The sequence below is a fragment of the Alloalcanivorax dieselolei B5 genome (genome assembly GCF_000300005.1).
Classification (GTDB): domain Bacteria; phylum Pseudomonadota; class Gammaproteobacteria; order Pseudomonadales; family Alcanivoracaceae; genus Alloalcanivorax; species Alloalcanivorax dieselolei.
The window spans coordinates 4,448,130-4,464,079 of record NC_018691.1 but is presented as its reverse complement, the minus strand read 5'-3'; the positions used below and the strand labels follow the sequence as shown (position 1 = coordinate 4,464,079).

17 protein-coding genes are annotated in these 15,950 nt (G+C 64.4%); 12 read left to right on the top strand and 5 right to left on the bottom strand.

All coding sequences use genetic code 11. The features are described 5' to 3' along the window. Nucleotides 1-28 precede the first annotated feature (28 nt). Complete coding sequence (locus B5T_RS19990; RefSeq protein ID WP_014996339.1) at nt 29-868, top strand: 23S rRNA (adenine(2030)-N(6))-methyltransferase RlmJ; 840 nt, start codon at nt 29-31, stop codon at nt 866-868. Between the two features lie 51 nt (nt 869-919). On the opposite strand, the gene lysA is transcribed toward B5T_RS19990, so the two are convergent. Together lysA and lptM are read right to left on the bottom strand one after the other, a co-directional pair. Then, complete coding sequence (gene lysA, locus B5T_RS19985; RefSeq protein WP_014996338.1) at nt 920-2,161, bottom strand: diaminopimelate decarboxylase; 1,242 nt, start codon at nt 2,159-2,161, stop codon at nt 920-922. A 13-nt stretch (nt 2,162-2,174) separates the two neighbouring features. Further along, on the bottom strand, nt 2,175-2,345 hold the full coding sequence (gene lptM / locus B5T_RS22850; RefSeq protein WP_014996337.1) for an LPS translocon maturation chaperone LptM: 171 nt from the start codon (nt 2,343-2,345) through the stop codon (nt 2,175-2,177). Between the two features lie 306 nt (nt 2,346-2,651). Between lptM and rnk the strand changes: the two genes are divergently transcribed. From rnk to B5T_RS19960, 5 genes are all read left to right on the top strand, one after another. Beyond that, nucleotides 2,652-3,050: a nucleoside diphosphate kinase regulator gene (gene rnk, locus B5T_RS19980; protein ID WP_014996336.1), complete on the top strand. Its 399-nt coding sequence runs from the start codon at nt 2,652-2,654 to the stop codon at nt 3,048-3,050. A 65-nt stretch (nt 3,051-3,115) separates the two neighbouring features. Beyond that, nucleotides 3,116-3,598: a YbaK/EbsC family protein gene (locus tag B5T_RS19975; RefSeq protein ID WP_014996335.1), complete on the top strand. Its 483-nt coding sequence runs from the start codon at nt 3,116-3,118 to the stop codon at nt 3,596-3,598. 86 nt (nt 3,599-3,684) lie between these two features. Further along, a complete protein-coding gene (locus B5T_RS19970; RefSeq protein WP_014996334.1) occupies nt 3,685-4,212 on the top strand; it encodes a sigma-70 family RNA polymerase sigma factor in 528 nt (175 codons plus the stop codon). Then, complete coding sequence (locus B5T_RS19965) at nt 4,209-5,156, top strand: FecR domain-containing protein (protein ID WP_014996333.1); 948 nt, start codon at nt 4,209-4,211, stop codon at nt 5,154-5,156. The genes B5T_RS19970 and B5T_RS19965 overlap by 4 nt, the downstream gene beginning before the upstream one ends. A 71-nt stretch (nt 5,157-5,227) precedes the next feature. Next, the gene (locus B5T_RS19960) at nt 5,228-7,642 is read left to right on the top strand and encodes a TonB-dependent siderophore receptor (protein WP_081586929.1); all 2,415 of its coding nucleotides are present in this window, start codon (nt 5,228-5,230) and stop codon (nt 7,640-7,642) included. Between the two features lie 16 nt (nt 7,643-7,658). Here B5T_RS19960 and B5T_RS19955 read toward each other — a convergent pair whose 3' ends face one another. Beyond that, nucleotides 7,659-8,225, bottom strand: coding sequence for an NnrU family protein (locus B5T_RS19955; protein ID WP_014996331.1), 567 nt, complete (start codon nt 8,223-8,225; stop codon nt 7,659-7,661). Nucleotides 8,226-8,301: 76 nt separating this feature from the next. After that, nucleotides 8,302-8,919, bottom strand: coding sequence for a TetR/AcrR family transcriptional regulator (locus B5T_RS19950; RefSeq protein ID WP_014996330.1), 618 nt, complete (start codon nt 8,917-8,919; stop codon nt 8,302-8,304). A gap of 103 nt (nt 8,920-9,022) precedes the next feature. On the opposite strand from B5T_RS19950, the gene B5T_RS19945 reads away from it, so the two are divergent. The 6 genes from B5T_RS19945 (at nt 9,023) to B5T_RS19920 (ending at nt 14,411) form a co-directional block, all read left to right on the top strand. Next, complete coding sequence (locus B5T_RS19945) at nt 9,023-9,496, top strand: hypothetical protein (RefSeq protein ID WP_014996329.1); 474 nt, start codon at nt 9,023-9,025, stop codon at nt 9,494-9,496. A 90-nt stretch (nt 9,497-9,586) separates the two neighbouring features. Then, on the top strand, nt 9,587-10,108 hold the full coding sequence (locus B5T_RS19940) for a sigma-70 family RNA polymerase sigma factor (protein WP_014996328.1): 522 nt from the start codon (nt 9,587-9,589) through the stop codon (nt 10,106-10,108). Then, the gene (locus B5T_RS19935; protein ID WP_051015553.1) at nt 10,087-11,106 is read left to right on the top strand and encodes a FecR domain-containing protein; all 1,020 of its coding nucleotides are present in this window, start codon (nt 10,087-10,089) and stop codon (nt 11,104-11,106) included. The genes B5T_RS19940 and B5T_RS19935 overlap by 22 nt, the downstream gene beginning before the upstream one ends. A 66-nt stretch (nt 11,107-11,172) precedes the next feature. Next, a complete protein-coding gene (locus B5T_RS19930) occupies nt 11,173-13,575 on the top strand; it encodes a TonB-dependent receptor (RefSeq protein ID WP_014996326.1) in 2,403 nt (800 codons plus the stop codon). Between the two features lie 213 nt (nt 13,576-13,788). Beyond that, nucleotides 13,789-14,019, top strand: coding sequence for a hypothetical protein (locus B5T_RS19925; RefSeq protein WP_014996325.1), 231 nt, complete (start codon nt 13,789-13,791; stop codon nt 14,017-14,019). Then, complete coding sequence (locus B5T_RS19920) at nt 14,019-14,411, top strand: type II toxin-antitoxin system VapC family toxin (RefSeq protein ID WP_014996324.1); 393 nt, start codon at nt 14,019-14,021, stop codon at nt 14,409-14,411. Before B5T_RS19925 ends, B5T_RS19920 begins: the two co-directional genes overlap by 1 nt. Nucleotides 14,412-14,465: 54 nt before the next feature. On the opposite strand, the gene argH is transcribed toward B5T_RS19920, so the two are convergent. Continuing rightward, the gene (gene argH, locus B5T_RS19915) at nt 14,466-15,860 is read right to left on the bottom strand and encodes an argininosuccinate lyase (RefSeq protein ID WP_014996323.1); all 1,395 of its coding nucleotides are present in this window, start codon (nt 15,858-15,860) and stop codon (nt 14,466-14,468) included. Nucleotides 15,861-15,950: the final 90 nt, after the last annotated feature.

Genomic DNA, 15,950 nt, shown 5'->3' with positions numbered 1-15,950 from the left:
ATGCCGGTTTACCGCTTCGGAACCCGCCATGCTCAGTTACCGTCACAGTTATCACGCCGGCAGTTTCGCCGATGTCCTCAAGCATTTGGTGGAAGTGGCGATCCTTGATCATCTGCGGCTCAAACCGAAGCCGTTCACCGTGCACGATACCCACGGCGGCGCCGGGCGCTATGCCATTGACGACGCACACATGCAGAAGACCGGGGAGTATGTGGACGGTATCGCCCGTCTGTTCGGTGAGCGTACCGGCGTGGCGGCGGTGGACCGCTATCTGTCGGTGGTGGCGCAACTCAATCCGGTGGGGCGCCTGAGTCATTATCCCGGCTCCCCCCTGATTGCCGCCCACCTGCTTCGTGAGCAGGACCGTCTGCAGTGTACCGAGCTGCACAGCACCGACTTTGAGCTGCTGCGGCAGGAATTCGCCGGTGACAGAAGAGTCCGTGTGGAGAAGCTGGACGCCTGGCAGGGCCTCAAGGCGTTGCTGCCGCCGGAGCACCGTCGTGGACTGGTGCTGATCGACCCGTCCTATGAACTGGAAGCGGACTACACCCAGGTGGTAGGAGCGGTGCGCCAGGCGTTGCGCAAATTCGCCACCGCCACCTGCGCGATCTGGTATCCGGTGCTGGAGCGCAACCGCACCGAGCGCTTCGTGCGCCGGTTCGTGGAAGCGGACATTCCCAACCTGCTGCGTCTGGAATGTTGCGTGCGCGCCGACGCCAGCGGACGTGGCATGACCGGCTCCGGACTGCTGGTGATCAATCCGCCTTACACCCTGGCGGCAAACATGGAGCAGGCGATGCCGGTGTTGCAGGCGGCGCTGGGGGAGGGGCATGGCCACCATCGGGTGGCGCAACTTACTGGGGAGTGAGCGTTCAGCACCCAATATCGCGGACCGCGATATTGGGTGCTTGTGTCCCCGTCAGGGCAGCAGCGTTTCCAGCTTGAGCTGATCCTCGATGGTTTCCCGCTGACGCACCACGAAGGCCTGATCGCCGTCCACCAGAATCTCCGCCGGCCGGCCACGGCTGTTGTAATTGCTGGCCATGGCAAAACCGTAGGCGCCAGCGGAACGCACCGCCAGCAGGTCGCCGGCCTCCAGGGCCAAGGCCCGGTCCTTGCCGAGAAAATCGCCGGTTTCGCACACCGGGCCGACGATATCCCAGTCCCGACAGTCCGCCTCATGCGGCGTCACCGGCACGATGTCCTGCCAGGCGGAATAGAGGCTGGGGCGGATCAGGTCGTTCATGGCGCCGTCGACAATGGCGAAGTTGCGATGCTCGGTGGGTTTCAGGAACAGCACCTGAGTCAGGAACACGCCGGCATTGGCGGCGATGGCGCGGCCCGGTTCGATATGCACCGGCAATTCGCCGGGAATGTGCCGCAGCAGGGCGGCCACATAGTCCTCGTGGGCCGGCGGTGTTTCGTCGTTGTAGGTGACGCCGAGACCGCCGCCCAGATCCAGATGATGGATCTCGATGCCCAGTTCCTGCAGTTCGGTCAGCAGGGCCAGCACCCGCTCCAGCGCGTCCTCGAACGGCTCCAGACGGGTCAACTGGCTGCCGATGTGGCAGTCGATGCCGAGAATCCGGATGTGCGGCAGTTCCGCCGCCCGCTGATACAGCGCCGGCGCCTTGCGGATATCGACACCGAATTTGTTTTCCTTGAGGCCGGTGGAGATGTACGGATGGGTCTGGGCGTCGACGTCCGGATTCACCCGGATGGCGATGGGCGCTTCCTGGCCCAGTTCGCCGGCCACCAGGTTGAGCAGTTCCAGTTCCGCCGCGGATTCCACGTTGAAACAGTGAATGCCGATCTGCAGGGCACGGGCCATCTCATCGGCGGTCTTGCCGACGCCGGAGAAAACGATCTTGTCCGGATCACCGCCGGCACGCAGCACCCGCTCCAGTTCGCCGCCGGAGACAATGTCGAAGCCGGCGCCGCAGCGGGCCAGTACATTGAGCACCGCCACATTGCTGTTGGCCTTCACCGCGTAGCAAACCTGATGGGGATGGTCGCCGAAGGCGTCATCGAAGGCACGGTAATGCGTTTCCAGGGCGGCTCGGGAATAGACATACAACGGCGTGCCAAAGCGTTCGGCCAGCAGTGTCAGGGGCAGTTCCTCGACGTACAGGGTACCGTCGCGGTAGGGGAAGTGATCCATGGGGCTCATCCTGTTAATGCGGGTCCTGATCCGAATCGTCGTCGTGGTCCGTAGCCGGTGCCGTCTCCGGCGCCGACGGTTGATCCTGGGGCTGGGGCGGCGGTGCCGGCTCGGCGAAGTAGAGCGGGCCTTTCTGGCCACAACCGCTCAACAGCACCAACACCAACAGGCTCAATGCACGCATGAAAGGCTCCGGGAAGCAGGGTTGAATGCCGCGAGTATAGCGGGTTACCGGGGGTGGATAACACCGCCGCCGGTCACTTTGACGGCGTTCGGCAAGGGATTCTCTTCCCCGGGCTTGCCAAAAAACACCACTGGCCTAATATCAGAGAACAACAACTCAACGGCGTTCCCTTCGGAACGCCGTTTTTATAGTGGCCGTCGTCCATGGCGGTCATTCCCGGACCATCGCCGGGCCGATATCAAAAATCGTTGCCGGTGATGTTATGCCCGCGCCCCGCGGAAGGGGCGCTTCCACAGGAGTATGAACATGTTGCCGCCGCCTATTACGGTGTCGCGATTGGATGTCAGCCGCATTGAGCCGCTGCTGGACGACCTGGATGACGACCAGGTGCTGGGATTGGAGGACGAATTGCTGCGGGCCACGGTGGTGGAACCCCGCAGCATGCCGGCGGATGTGGTGACGATGAACTCCCGGGTCCGCTGCCGTGAGGAAAACAGCGGCCGGGAGTGGTCGGTGACGCTGGTGTACCCGCAAGACGCCGGCAAACCGGACACCGTGTCGATATTGGCGCCGGTGGGTGCGGCCTTGCTGGGACTGGCCAAGGGCCAGAGCATCGACTGGCCGGGCCGTAACGGCCGTACCCTGCGCATCGTCATCCTCGACGTCGAGTACCAGCCGGAAGCCGCCGGCGACTACGACCTGTGATCGCGCCGGGCCTTCGCCCGGCGTTCCCGACCTTACCGATTTTCCTACCCGGAGAGATATCCGCCATGAGCCTGGATAGCGTACGCGCGTTTTTCGCCGAAAAAGCACCGGAGATTCGTATCATCGAGCTGGACACCAGCACCGCCACGGTGGCGCTGGCCGCCCAGGCCCACGGTGTCGAGCCCGGACAGATCGCCAAAACGCTGGCGTTCCGGGTCGGGGGGCGGGAAGTCCTGGTGGTGGCTCGCGGCGACGCCCGTATCGATAACCGCAAAATGCGCGCGGTATTCGAGGGCAAAGCGAAAATGCTCGACGCGGAGACCGTGCTCACGCTCACTGGTCATCCGGTGGGCGGCGTCTGTCCTTTCGGACTGGCCACGCCTCTGCCGGTGTACTGCGATCAATCCCTGCGTATCTACGACGAAGTGCTTCCCGCCGCCGGCGCCACCCACAGCGCGGTACGTATCGCGCCGCTGCGACTGGCGGAGCTGGTGGAAGGCGAATGGGTGGACGTCTGCCAACTGCCGGAGCCGGCCAACGAGTCGTGATTTTGCCGCCGGCCCGGGGGCGGGGTTTGCGATGAGAATGCTTATTATTTATTCTCTGCGCTTCACCCTTTCCTTCGGACACCGGCATGGCACAGGGCAAAGCGGCCGGCGCTCGGCTGCGCAAACAGCTGGGCACCCTCTATGTGGACCACCACGGCTGGTTGTCGTCCTGGTTACAGGCCCGTCTGGGCTGCTCCCATACCGCCGCGGACCTGGCCCAGGACACCTATGTGCGTTTGCTGGTGCGGGGTTATCTGCCGGAGCCGGAGCAGTCCCGTCGCCACCTGAGGCGGATCGCCAGTGGTTTGATGATCGACCACCATCGCCGCCGCCGCATCGAAGCCGCCTACCGGGGTGCGCTGAGCGCCCTGCCTGAGCCGGAAGTGCCATCGGAGGAAACCCGGGCCGAAGTGATCGACACCCTGGTGCGCATCGATGCCCTGCTGCACAAGTTGCCGGCCAAACCCCGGCGCGCCTTTCTTCTGTCCCGCCTGGATGGTTTGTCCTACCCGCAGATCGCGCAACGGCTAGAGGTTTCCGTGTCCTCGGTGGAGAAGTACATCGCCCGCGCCCTGGAAGCCTGTTTTATCGCCGCTCTGGAGCAGCGACCGTGACGGCCGGAGTGGACCCGCTGGTGGTGCGGGAAGCCGGCCGCTGGCTGGCCCGCCTCGGCAGCGAGGATGTCACTGAAGCGGACCATCAGGCTTGCCAGCGCTGGCGGCGGGCGGACCCTCATCATGAATGGGTCTGGCAGCAGATGGCCGCTTTGCAGAATGCGTTCCAGTCCCTGCCGTCCCACGCTTCTCGCAGTGACTTGCTGGAGCGTCGGGGGACGTTGTCCCGGCGCCAACTGCTCGGCTGGGGTGGGGTGACGCTGCTGTCCGGGGCGCTGGGCTATGGCGGTGTGCGCTCGGGACTGTGGCAGCGGCAATGGGCGGATTACGCCTCCGGCGTGGGGGAGACCCGGGCCGTCACGTTGTCCGATGGGACCCGTCTGGTGCTGAATACCGATACCGCCGTTGACGTGCGCTTCAACGAAACCACGCGGGAGATCCTGCTGCGCCGTGGCGAGATCCTGGTGACCACCGGAGCCAGGGAAGCTCGTCCGTTGCGGGTACGCGCCGGTGACGGTGTCATCCGCCCGGTGGGCACCCGCTTTTTCGTCCGCCTTATGGAGAGGGCGACTCAGGTTGGGGTGTTCGAGGGCGCCGTGGAGTGGCGGCAAGGCGGCGGCGATCCGGTGTCTCTGGCCGCGGGCGGGCAGGCGACTTTCGGCGCGGGCGGCATCACGCCGGTGTCCGCCCTGTCGGCGAACGCGGCGGAGTGGGAGAACGGCCGGCTGATCGCCGAGCGCATGACGGTGTCTCAGTTCTCAGGGGAACTGGCCCGCTATCGCTACGGGCGGGTGGATTGCGAGCCCGAGGTGGCGGCGCTGCGGGTCACCGGGGTGTTTCCCCTCACCGACACGGATCAGGCACTGGCGGCCCTGGCCCGGGCGCTGCCGGTGAAGGTGACGTATTACACGCCGTTCTGGGTGCGCATCGAGAAAAAACATTGAGGGGGAAGTGGGGCTCGTTCGGAAGACAGGTAGAAGACACTGAATTTCGACGACACCAATAAGGGGATTCCATGTTGGTAACCTGTTGCCGCGTCCCGCGACACTCATTACTGGGTGTGTTGCGGACTTGCGCTTTTGCCGCCTTGTCCATTGCACCACTGTTTTCCGTTCCCGCCATGGCCCAGAGCGGGTCCGTGCAGGAAAGCGCTGCTCTGCGTTTCGATATCGACGGCGGAAACCTGGATGGCGTACTCAATCGCTTCGCCATTGCCGCCGGGCTGGTGCTTTCCGCCGATGCCGGCCTCACCTCAGGCAAGACCAGCGCCGGTTTGCGGGGCACCTACACACCGCGAGAGGGGCTGCGGCGACTGCTGTCCGGGACCGGGCTGCGCGCGGATTTCGAGGGCGCGCGTAACGTCACCATCGTGGCCGAACCGCAAGCGCGCCGACTGGAACCGGTTTCGGTACGCGGCAGCAGCGCGGCGGTGGACGCCGGTCGCACCGAAGGGACCGGCGCCTATACCACGGATGCCATCACCATCGGCAAGACCGCTCAATCCCTGCGTGAAACGCCGCAGTCCGTGTCGGTGGTGACCCGCCAGCAACTGGACGAGCAAAACGCCCACACCGTCAGCGAAGCCATGCGCTACGCCACCGGGGTCACCGTCAGACACTACGGTACCGGCACCGACAATATTTCGGCGCGGGGCTATGACTTCAGTAACTATCAGATCGACGGCATGCCGGTGAGCACCGGCAAGGGCAGTTGGAGCAGCAGCTTTTTCGATCTGGCGCTCTATGACCGGGTGGAGATCTGGCGTGGCCCGTCGGGGCTGCTCGACGGTGCCGGTGATCCCGGTGGCACGGTGAACTTCGTGCGCAAACGGGCCCAGCGCCAGTTCCAGGCCAGAGGCAGCCTGTCGGCGGGTTCCTGGGACGCCTACCGGGGAGAGCTGGACGTCACTGGCCCGCTCACCCAGGACGGTTCCCTGCGTGGCCGGGCGGTGGCGGTCTACGACGACCGCCAGTCCTTCACCGATTACGTTTACTCCAAGAAAAAGGCGGTGTTCGGCACACTCTCCCAGGATCTGGGGGAGGCCACCACGCTGACCCTGGGCGCTGCCCACCAAAGCGGTGATCATCGGCCCTTTTACGGCGTCTCGGTTTACCCCGACGGCGAGCTCGCCCATCTGTCCCGGTCCACTTTCGTCGGCGCGGATTGGAACCAGAAAGACGAGGGCATGACCAGCTACTTCGCCGAACTGGCGCATTCGCTGCAGGGCGGCGGCCAGGCCACGCTGAGCGCGCGCCGGTCGCACCGCCGTACCGACAGCAAACATCTGGGCTGGGGCGCCACGCCGATCGACCCGGATACCGGCGAAGTGCTGATGTTGCCCATCGCCATCGAAACCGATGAGGTGGATACCGGACTGGATGCGCGCCTGAACCTGCCGTTCAGCGCCTTTGGCGGCCAGCACGAGGCATTGCTGGGGGCGTCCTGGCAACGTAACCGCACCGACAACGGCTACAGCATCGACTCCTACGGGCAGGGCGGGGTTTATCAGGACATCTTCGATCCCGATGTCCACGTGCCCGAGCCGGAGCTGGCGGTGCGCAACAACCGGGAGACCAAGACCGATCAATCGGCGTTATACGGTCAGGCCCGTCTGCGGCCCTGGCAACGCACCACGGTATTGCTGGGCGGGCGCCTGGCCTGGTGGAAGACCAGCGACCGGGTGAGGCCCGGGGCGGCGCAAAGTCTGCCCAGGGAATTCGTGCCCTACGCCGGCGTGCTCTACGACCTGACCCCAAGGGTATCGGTGTACGGCAGCTACAGCACCATCTTCGCCCCGCAGACCTCGCAGGGTCGCGACGGCGATCTTCTCGAGCCGAGAGAGGGCCGGCAATACGAGATTGGCCTCAAGGGCGAATCGTTCGAGCGTCGCCTTAATGCCCATGCCGCCCTGTTCCGCATCGAGGATCGCAACCGTTCCATGACCGATCCCGCCGCGCCCCCTGGTGCCGGGTTCGCCATTGCTTCCGGGGAAGTGGTCAGCCAGGGGGGCGAGGTCGAGATCAACGGCGAGATTCTGCCGCGTTGGAACCTCAAGGCCGGTTACACCTACACCGAGACCGAATTCAAGGAAGGTGGGGAAGGGGTGTTCAGCAGCCAGACCCCGCGGCACGCCTTCACCCTCTGGACCCGTTACCGGTTCGCCCCCGGGCCGCTGAACGGCTTGTCGGTGGGTGGCGGCGTGCGCGCGCAGAGCAAGATCTGGTATGAGACGTCGGGAATACGAATGACCCAGGAGCACCACACCGTGGCGACCCTGCAGGCGGGCTATGAATACGCCCCCGGGTCGGAGGTCACGCTCACCATCGATAACCTTTTCGACGAGTACTATTACGCCAGCCTGGGGGGAACCCGACAGACCTATTTCGGCGAGCCGCGCAACGTCACGCTTACCGTGCGCCACGCCTTCTAGGTATGGCGGCAGGGCCTCACATCACCGGCACGCCGATCAACCAGGGATGCAGGAAAGCGGCGAACAGGCCATAGGCCACCAGCCCCACTACCACGGTGGTAATGGTGGCGCTGGACCGGCCGCCGGCACCGCTGGCCGGCTCCCGCCGGCGGGCGGCGCGGAATGCCATAATCGCCCAGACCAGGAAGGCCGCGAACAGAACAATATCGCCGAGCCGGCCGTTGGACAGCAGGTGAGCCAGGGCCCAGACCTTCGCCGACAGCATCATCGGGTGGCCCAGGCGGGCCTTGATGGCGTTGCCGGGGACATAGGCCGCCACCAGCAGAATCAGCGCCGGAATCATCAGCAGCACGGTGAGATGGCGCAACGCCATCGGCGGGTTCCAGACAAACACCGGATCCAGCCGGGTCTGACCGTACCCCCAGATCGTCAATACCAGCCCGATCAGGGCCACCAGTGAATAGATCCCCTTCCAGGCCGGCTCGCCGAAGCGCTGAATCTGCGCCTGGCGCCAGGGCTCGGCGAAGACACGGATGGAATGGACGCCCAGAAACAGCAGGAGTCCGATAATCATTATTGTCATGACTGGCTTCCCTTAAAGCAGGTGGCGATGTCGATGGAACACTGACCCGCAGCATAGCGGACTTGGCGGCGCGGGGTCACCGGTGGTGCCCACTTCGTAATGCGGCCAGCCACAGAGCCTTGATTTCTTCCACCAGAGTGTCGCTGGAGAGACCTTCGGGAGGCGCCAGTACTACGCCGTGGACCTGTGCCTCCACGCCTTGCACCAGCAGCAGGGCGCGGGCCTCGGGATGGGGGCCGCCAACACCAAGACGGGTCAATTGCCCAGCCACCGCCGTGGCCATCAACGTCTCCAGGCGCCGGAACCTCGACATCAGTGCCGCCGATCGGGGTGTTTGCTCGAACAGCAGGCGGTGCATGGCGGGGTTGTGCCGGTGCAGGGCCACGGTGGCTTCGATCAACAGGGCCAGGGTCGTTTCCAGGTCCGGACGTTCCTGTTCCAATTGTTGGAAGACGACGCTCAAGGTCGAGCCGCTTTCCTCCATATGCCGCTCGCTCAACGCCAGCAGCAGCGCCTCCTTGTTTGGGAAATACTGATACAGCGAGCCGATGGACACACCGGCCCGCTCCGCCACCTTGTTGGTGGTGGTGCCGGTATAGCCCCGTTCCCCGAAAAGCTGAGCCGCCGCCTCCAGAATCGCGTCCCAGGTGGCGCGGGAGCGCTGTTGGCGGGGCTTTTTGCGGATGCCGGTCATGGCGGTGAATGCGAGTAGCGGCGGACGGCCTGAAATGTGAGATTTACTCGTGTTTGTGTCGACGTGCAATACGCAGCCCGCCGATAGCCGGCAAGGAGCAACCATGAGCGACCCGATCACACTGCGATTTGAATCCCGCTTATCCGTACCGGAATCCCGAATCTGGCAATGGATCACTTCGCTGGACGGCATCGCCGCGGAACTGCGCCCGTGGTTACGCATGACGGCGCCGAAGGGGATTCATTCTCTGGATGACGTGCAGGTGCGCTGCGGAACACGCCTGTTCCGCAGCTATATTTTTCTGTTCGGCGTTCTGCCCATCGATTATTCGGACATGACGCTGGTGGCGCTGGATCCGGGCAAAGGCTTCCTGGAACAGTCGCCCATGGGATCCATGACCCTGTGGCGTCATGAGCGGCGTATCCTGCCTTGCGACGATGACCCGGACAGCCATCTGTTGGTGGACCAACTGACGTTCAAGCCCCGCCTAGCGGCCCCCCTGACGCGATGGTTCATCCGCCGGGTCTTTACCCATCGGCACCGCGTATTGCGGCGGCGACTCTCCGCAGCCGCCTAGCCGGCGTGGTCATTGGGAATGATGGAGGCGGTTTCCACTAAAGTGATATAATGATAATAATTCGCATTATTGAATCGGGTGGGGACTGCTATGACGATCACCGGTGAGAGGGAGGCCTTCGAGCGCCGTATCGACCAGTTGTATCACTCCCATTCCGGTTGGCTGAGGGGGTGGCTGCGGCGGCGTCTGGATTGCTCGCACAGCGCCGAGGATCTGACCCAGGACACCTTCATGCGGCTGCTGACCGCCCGTGACCGGGGCGGGGTGCTGGCGGTGCGCGAGCCGCGCGCTTACCTGAGCACCGTGGCCGGTCGCTTGCTGGTGAACCACTATCGGCGCCTGTCCCTGGAACGCACCTACAAGGAAACCCTGGCGCTGCTACCGCCGGAGCAGGCGCCTTCGCCGGAGTGGCGGCTGGCCTTGCTGGAAACGCTGCAGGAAGTGGATGCTCTGCTGGACCGGTTACCGGAACAGGTGCGCACCGCTTTTCTCCTGTCCCAGTTGGAGGGGCTGACCTATGCCGCCATCGCCGAACATCTGGCGGTGAGCGAACGCACCGTGAAACGCTACATGGCCCGGGCCCTGGAAGAATGCATTCTGCTGATGGACTGAACTCTGACGGGCGGAACAAGAACAGCAGCCCGCCGTTGCAGCGCGAGGTGGCGCGACGCGCGGCTCACTGGTTCCTGCGCTGGCGCGAGGCTGATCTGGACGATGCCGAACGCGCCGATCTGGAACGCTGGCGTGCCGCGCACCCGGATCACGAACGGGCCTGGCAGCGAGCCCTGCGTCTTACCGAAACGTTCGAGCGTATCCCCGCCGAAGTGGGCATGCGTACCCTGGATCGCCGCCAGCGTCTGGACCGGCGCGGCGCGCTCAAGCATCTGGCGGTATTGATCGGTCTGGCGCCGGCGGCGTATCTGGCGGCGCGCGCGCTGCCCTGGAGTGAGTGGAACGCCAGCTATCGCACCGGTATCGGGGAGCGCCGCGAGCTGGTCCTTGATGACGGCTCCCGGGTCATGCTCAACACCGACTCCGCTCTGGACCTGCTGTTTGATCGGGAACAACGGCTGTTGCTGTTGCATGCCGGCGAGATTCTGGTGACCAGTGGTGACGATGGCTCGCCACCACCGCAACGGCATCGACCGCTGCGGGTACGCACCAGCGAGGGCCTGATCGAGGCCCTGGGCACTCGCTTCCTGGTACGGCGCGGCTCGGCGGCGTCCACCTGGGTGGCCGTGTTCGACGGCGCGGTGGCGATTCGCCCGGGCGCTGCTTCGGCATCGGCGCCACCACGGGTACTGCATGCCGGTCAGCAGGCCCGCTTCAGCCAGGATACGATTGCCCCCGCCACGATGGCACGGCCGGAACTGGCGGCCTGGACCGAAGGGCGGCTGGTGGCCGATAACATGCCGCTGAGTCGCTTCCTGAAAGAACTGGCGCGCTATCGTCATGGCGTGGTGCGTTGCGATGAAGATGCCGGCGCGCTGCGTATCAGCGGTACTTTCCAGCTTGATCACAGTGACCAGATCCTGGCGGCGCTGCCGGCCACGGTGCCGGTGGACGTGGCCTTTCTGACGCCCTACTGGGTAACGGTGCGTGGTCGCTGAACATCGCTGTCCCTTTTTTCCATTTCGCGTGTCCTTACTGGCAAAGACATTTCAGGAAACCCAGTAATGACCGTGATGCTTCCGTTTCTCCGCGTTCAACGCAGTGCCGTGTGGTCACGGCCGTGGTGGGCACTGCTCCTGCTCCTGCTGCTGCCGCTGCTGGCGATGGCCGACCCGGCACCGCGCCAGTCCTATGATCTGCCGCCCGGAGCCCTGGCACCGACGCTGTACCGTTTCGCCGACATCGCCGGTATCAGCGTGCAGGCTGGCGCCGGTTTGCTGGACGGCGGGCATTGCCCCGGTCTGCGCGGTGAATACACCGTGGACGAGGGCCTGCGCCAGTTGCTGGCCGGCACCGGATTGGCCGCCCGCCGCGCCGCCGAGGCGGTCTATGTGATCCGTGCCGAACACGCACAAGTACTGGACCGGGTGGAGGTGAGCGCCGGCATTGGCGGCTCGCCGGCGGTGGCGCTTCCGGTGCCGTACGAGGGCGGCCAGCTCGCCAGCGGCGGTCAGGTCGGCATGCTCGGCAACAAGGATTACATGGACGCGCCGGTGAACATCACCAGCTATACCCGCGAGACCATCGATAATCTCCAGGCGCGCACGGTGGCGGAAATGGTCCGCAATGACCCCTCGGTGCGTAACGCCAGTGGTGCCGGCGGCATGCTAGATTCCTTCTTCATCCGTGGCTTTGCCATGAACGAGGGCAACTCCGGCGAGGTGTCCTACAACGGTGTGTTCGGGGTGGCGCCCAACTACCGGGTGCTGACCGGTTACGCCGAGCGGGTGGAAGTGCTCAAGGGGCCGTCCACCCTGCTCAATGGTCTGTCTCCCAACAGCAGCGTCGGCGGCACCATCAATGTGGTGCCCAAGCGCGCCCAGGACACCGACCTCAATCGGGCGGAGCTGCAATTTACCCAGGACCGGCAATTCGGGGGTGCCGTGGATGTGAGCCGCCGGTTCGGTGAACAGCGCCGCTGGGGCGTCCGCTTCAACGGCGGTCACACCGACGGAGACACCCGTTTGGACAATCAGGAACGGACCTCCGGCTATGCCGCCCTGGCGGTGGATTATCAGGGGGATCGGCTGCGCGCCAGCCTGGATCTGCTGGATCAGCGCGAGGACTACGATGCCCCGTCCCGGGAACTGATGATCGCCGCCGGCGTACCTTTGCCCGGTGCGCCCGACGGCCGGCGCAACGTGACCCAGCCGTGGGAATGGTCCCGCGTGGATGACCAGTCGATGCTGCTGTCCACCGAATACGATCTTGACGATCAGTTGATGCTGTTCGCCAACGTGGGCGGTGGTGACAGTGAGGTGGACCGCCTGTTCGGCTATCCGGTGATTCAGAACAGCGCCGGAGATGTGAAGGATTCCCCGTCCTATATGCTGTTCCGCAATCAGCGTCGTACCGCCGATGTCGGGCTGCGGGCCCTGCTGGATAGCGCCTGGGTGAGTCACGAAATGTCGTTGCAGGTCAGCCGCTACCGGGAAACCTATCGGCGTGGCGCGGTTTACGCCACCGATGATTGGGACTCGAACATTTATGATCCGGTGGATCACGCGGAAATCCCGGTGGCGCGGCCTGCCGGCATTCCCAAGCTGTCCGAATCCGAATTCAGCGGCGTGGCGGTGGCCGATACCCTGTCGTTTCTTGATCGGCGTTTGCAGGTGACGCTGGGCGCCCGCCGCCAGCGCATCGAAACCGATAATTACAACGCCGGTGTGCGCGGCAACCGCTATGACAAAGGCGAGACAGCGCTGTTCGGCGGAGTGGTGGTGTCGCCCTGGTCCGGCGTGTCCTTTTATGGCAATTACACCGAAGGGCTCAGCCGTGGCGACATCGCGCCGGTGACCGCCGATAACGCCGGGCAGGCGTTGGCGCCGTACGTGGCCAAACAGTACGAAGTGGGCGTCAAGCTGGACCGGGGCGGGCTCGGCGCCACCCTGGATGCGTTCCAAATCACCAAACCGTCGGCGGAACTGGACGGCACGGTTTACCGAAGCAGCGGTGAACAGCGCAACCGGGGCATCGAAGCGATGCTGTTCGGCCGTCTCACCGAGCGTCTCCGGTTAATGTCCGGGTTGATGATCATGGACGCCGAATACACACGCAGCGAAGACCCCGCCAAAAAAGGCAACACGCCGATCGGTGTTCCGGACTTTCAAGCCAATATGACCGTTGAGTGGGATCCGGCTCCGCTACCGAACCTGACCTTGTCGGCGTCCGCCACCCACACCGCAGAGCAGTACCTGGACAGCAGCAACGACCGCGAACTGCCGTCCTGGACCACCTGGGATGTGGGCGCGCGTTACCGGGCGGACCTGGCCGGAACCCCGGTGACGGTGCGATTCACCGTGCAGAACGTGGGGGACAGAGCGTACTGGGCCAGTGCCAACAGCTGGAGCATGCTCACCGTGGGCGCGCCGCGCACGGCGGTGCTGTCGGTGAGCGCGGATTTCTGAAGGTATTGCGGTCGGGCTGTCCTGGTAGAGATGAATTCAGGCAGGTGGTGAGTCAGGGTGCCGCACACGGTCCTGGAACGCTGCCCGCCGACTCTCCATGAGCTCTGAAACCGCTTGCTTCGAATCAGCCTCCGGGGCTGAGATTCTCCCAGTTTGCGTTTAAAAAATAACCAAATATAATTGGACATATAAGTGGTTCGTGGAGAAGCATCGATGGGACAAGTGACGATCTACCTGGATGACGAAAGCGAAAAATCGTTGCGCGCAGCGGCGGCGTCTTCCGGTGTGCCGGTGAGCCGATGGATAGCGGAGCTGATCAAGGAAAAGACCAGGACGGATTGGCCCAAGGAAGTCCGCGACTTGGCGGGCGCATGGCCGGACTTCCCCGATGAAGCCGAATTACGTCCAGACAGCGGCCCGGACGCGCCGCGAGAGCCCCTTTGATGTATGCGCTGGACACCAATACCCTGATCTATTTCTTCAAAGGGAAGGGGCGGGTTGTTGATCGGCTGATGGCCACATCACCGGCGAATGTCGCCATCCCCGCGGTCGTCGCCTACGAAATCGAAACCGGAATCGCCAAATCAGCTAACCCGGACCGGTTACGAAATCAGTTTGATGGCCTGCTGAGCGTGGTCAGGCTGTTGCCCTTCGCGGCGAATGAGGCCCGTCATGCGGCCAGGGTACGTGCGTATCTGGAAAACACCGGTACGCCCATTGGCCCGCTGGACACCCTGATTGCGGGTACGGCATTGGCGAATGGGCTGGCGCTGGTGACCCACAACACCAAGGAATTCGATCGGGTGCCGGGACTGCCGCTCGAGGATTGGTTCTGAGCCGGGAATCGCGGTCCTTTCCTGTATGAAGAGGACCGCGATAGCGCGGATGTCTCAGGCGCCGAGCGCCTCGCGGGCACGGGCCACGGCGGCGCGTACCTGTTCCGGGGCGGTGCCGCCGATATGGTTGCGGGCGCTCACCGAGCCTTCCAGGGTCAGCACTTCGAACACGTCGTCATCAATCTGGTCGCTGAACTGGCGCAGCTCGGACAGGCTCATGTCGCCCAGGTCCTTCTTCTTGCTGACGCCGTAGGCCACCGCCTTGCCGACGATCTCGTGGGAGTCGCGGAACGGGATGCCCTTGCGCACCAGGTAGTCGGCCAGGTCGGTGGCGGTGGCGAAGCCGCGGCGGGCCGCTTCGCGCATTACTTCCCGGTTCGGTTCCAGCGCCGGGATCATGTCGGCGAAGGCGCGCAGGCTGCCAGCCAGGGTGTCCACGGCGTCAAACAGCGGTTCCTTGTCTTCCTGGTTGTCCTTGTTGTAGGCCAGCGGCTGGCTTTTCATCAGGGTCAGCAGGCTGATCAGATGGCCGTTGACGCGGCCGGTCTTGCCGCGCACCAGTTCCGGCACATCCGGGTTTTTCTTCTGCGGCATGATCGAGCTGCCGGTGCAGAACCGGTCTGGCAGGTCGATGAAGTTGAACTGGGCACTGGTCCACAGCACCAGTTCCTCGCTGATCCGTGACAGGTGGGTCATGGACAGCGCCGCCAGGGCACAGAACTCGATGGCGAAGTCGCGATCGCTGACCGCGTCCAGGGAGTTCTCGCACACGGCGTCGAAGCCGAGCAACTCGCAGGTGCGTTCCCGCTTGATCGGATAGGTGGTACCGGCCAGCGCGGCGGCACCCAAGGGCATGCGATTGACTCTTTTGCGGCAGTCCAGAAGCCGCTCGCGGTCGCGCTTGAGCATCTCGAACCAGGCCAGCAGATGGTGGCCGAAGGTCACCGGCTGGGCGGTCTGCAGGTGGGTGAAGCCGGGCATGATGGTGGCGGCTTCGCGTTCGGCCAGATCCAGCAGGCCGCTCATCAGGCGCAGCAGTTCGCCGTCCAGCAGGTCGATCTCGTCACGCAGCCACAGGCGGATGTCGGTGGCCACCTGGTCGTTGCGGGAGCGGCCGGTGTGCAGCTTCTTGCCGGTGATGCCGATTTTGTCGGTGAGCCGCGCCTCGATGTTCATGTGCACGTCTTCCAGCGCCACCGACCATTGGAATTCCCCGTCCTCGATCTCCTGGCGGATTTCGTCCAGCCCCTTGAGGATGGCGTCGCGCTCCTCGGTGGTGAGCACACCGACTTCCGCCAGCATGCTGGCGTGGGCCTGGGAGCCCTGGATGTCCTGGCGGTACATGCGCTGGTCGAACAGCACACTGGCGGTGAACGCCTGCACGAAGGCGTCGGTGGATTCGCTGAAGCGGCCGCCCCAGAGTTTGTTTTGCTGTTGCTTGTCGCTCATCTTGCTCTCGCATTCGGTTGAAGGCGCCGGTCGCCAGACGGCCGGATAACGGGCGCGCAGTATAACACCCCGGGGCTGGCTGTGGTGCGC

What these genes read in the sequence shown, in the direction of transcription:
- B5T_RS19990 (WP_014996339.1), top strand. Translation starts at nt 29, where the DNA reads ATGCTCAGTTACCGTCACAGTTATCACGCCGGCAGTTTCGCCGATGTC.
- lysA (WP_014996338.1), bottom strand. Translation starts at nt 2,161, where the DNA reads ATGGATCACTTCCCCTACCGCGACGGTACCCTGTACGTCGAGGAACTG.
- lptM (WP_014996337.1), bottom strand. Translation starts at nt 2,345, where the DNA reads ATGCGTGCATTGAGCCTGTTGGTGTTGGTGCTGTTGAGCGGTTGTGGC.
- rnk (WP_014996336.1), top strand. Translation starts at nt 2,652, where the DNA reads ATGTTGCCGCCGCCTATTACGGTGTCGCGATTGGATGTCAGCCGCATT.
- B5T_RS19975 (WP_014996335.1), top strand. Translation starts at nt 3,116, where the DNA reads ATGAGCCTGGATAGCGTACGCGCGTTTTTCGCCGAAAAAGCACCGGAG.
- B5T_RS19970 (WP_014996334.1), top strand. Translation starts at nt 3,685, where the DNA reads ATGGCACAGGGCAAAGCGGCCGGCGCTCGGCTGCGCAAACAGCTGGGC.
- B5T_RS19960 (WP_081586929.1), top strand. Translation starts at nt 5,228, where the DNA reads ATGTTGGTAACCTGTTGCCGCGTCCCGCGACACTCATTACTGGGTGTG.
- B5T_RS19955 (WP_014996331.1), bottom strand. Translation starts at nt 8,225, where the DNA reads ATGACAATAATGATTATCGGACTCCTGCTGTTTCTGGGCGTCCATTCC.
- B5T_RS19950 (WP_014996330.1), bottom strand. Translation starts at nt 8,919, where the DNA reads ATGACCGGCATCCGCAAAAAGCCCCGCCAACAGCGCTCCCGCGCCACC.
- B5T_RS19945 (WP_014996329.1), top strand. Translation starts at nt 9,023, where the DNA reads ATGAGCGACCCGATCACACTGCGATTTGAATCCCGCTTATCCGTACCG.
- B5T_RS19940 (WP_014996328.1), top strand. Translation starts at nt 9,587, where the DNA reads ATGACGATCACCGGTGAGAGGGAGGCCTTCGAGCGCCGTATCGACCAG.
- B5T_RS19935 (WP_051015553.1), top strand. Translation starts at nt 10,087, where the DNA reads ATGCATTCTGCTGATGGACTGAACTCTGACGGGCGGAACAAGAACAGC.
- B5T_RS19930 (WP_014996326.1), top strand. Translation starts at nt 11,173, where the DNA reads ATGACCGTGATGCTTCCGTTTCTCCGCGTTCAACGCAGTGCCGTGTGG.
- B5T_RS19925 (WP_014996325.1), top strand. Translation starts at nt 13,789, where the DNA reads ATGGGACAAGTGACGATCTACCTGGATGACGAAAGCGAAAAATCGTTG.
- B5T_RS19920 (WP_014996324.1), top strand. Translation starts at nt 14,019, where the DNA reads ATGTATGCGCTGGACACCAATACCCTGATCTATTTCTTCAAAGGGAAG.
- argH (WP_014996323.1), bottom strand. Translation starts at nt 15,860, where the DNA reads ATGAGCGACAAGCAACAGCAAAACAAACTCTGGGGCGGCCGCTTCAGC.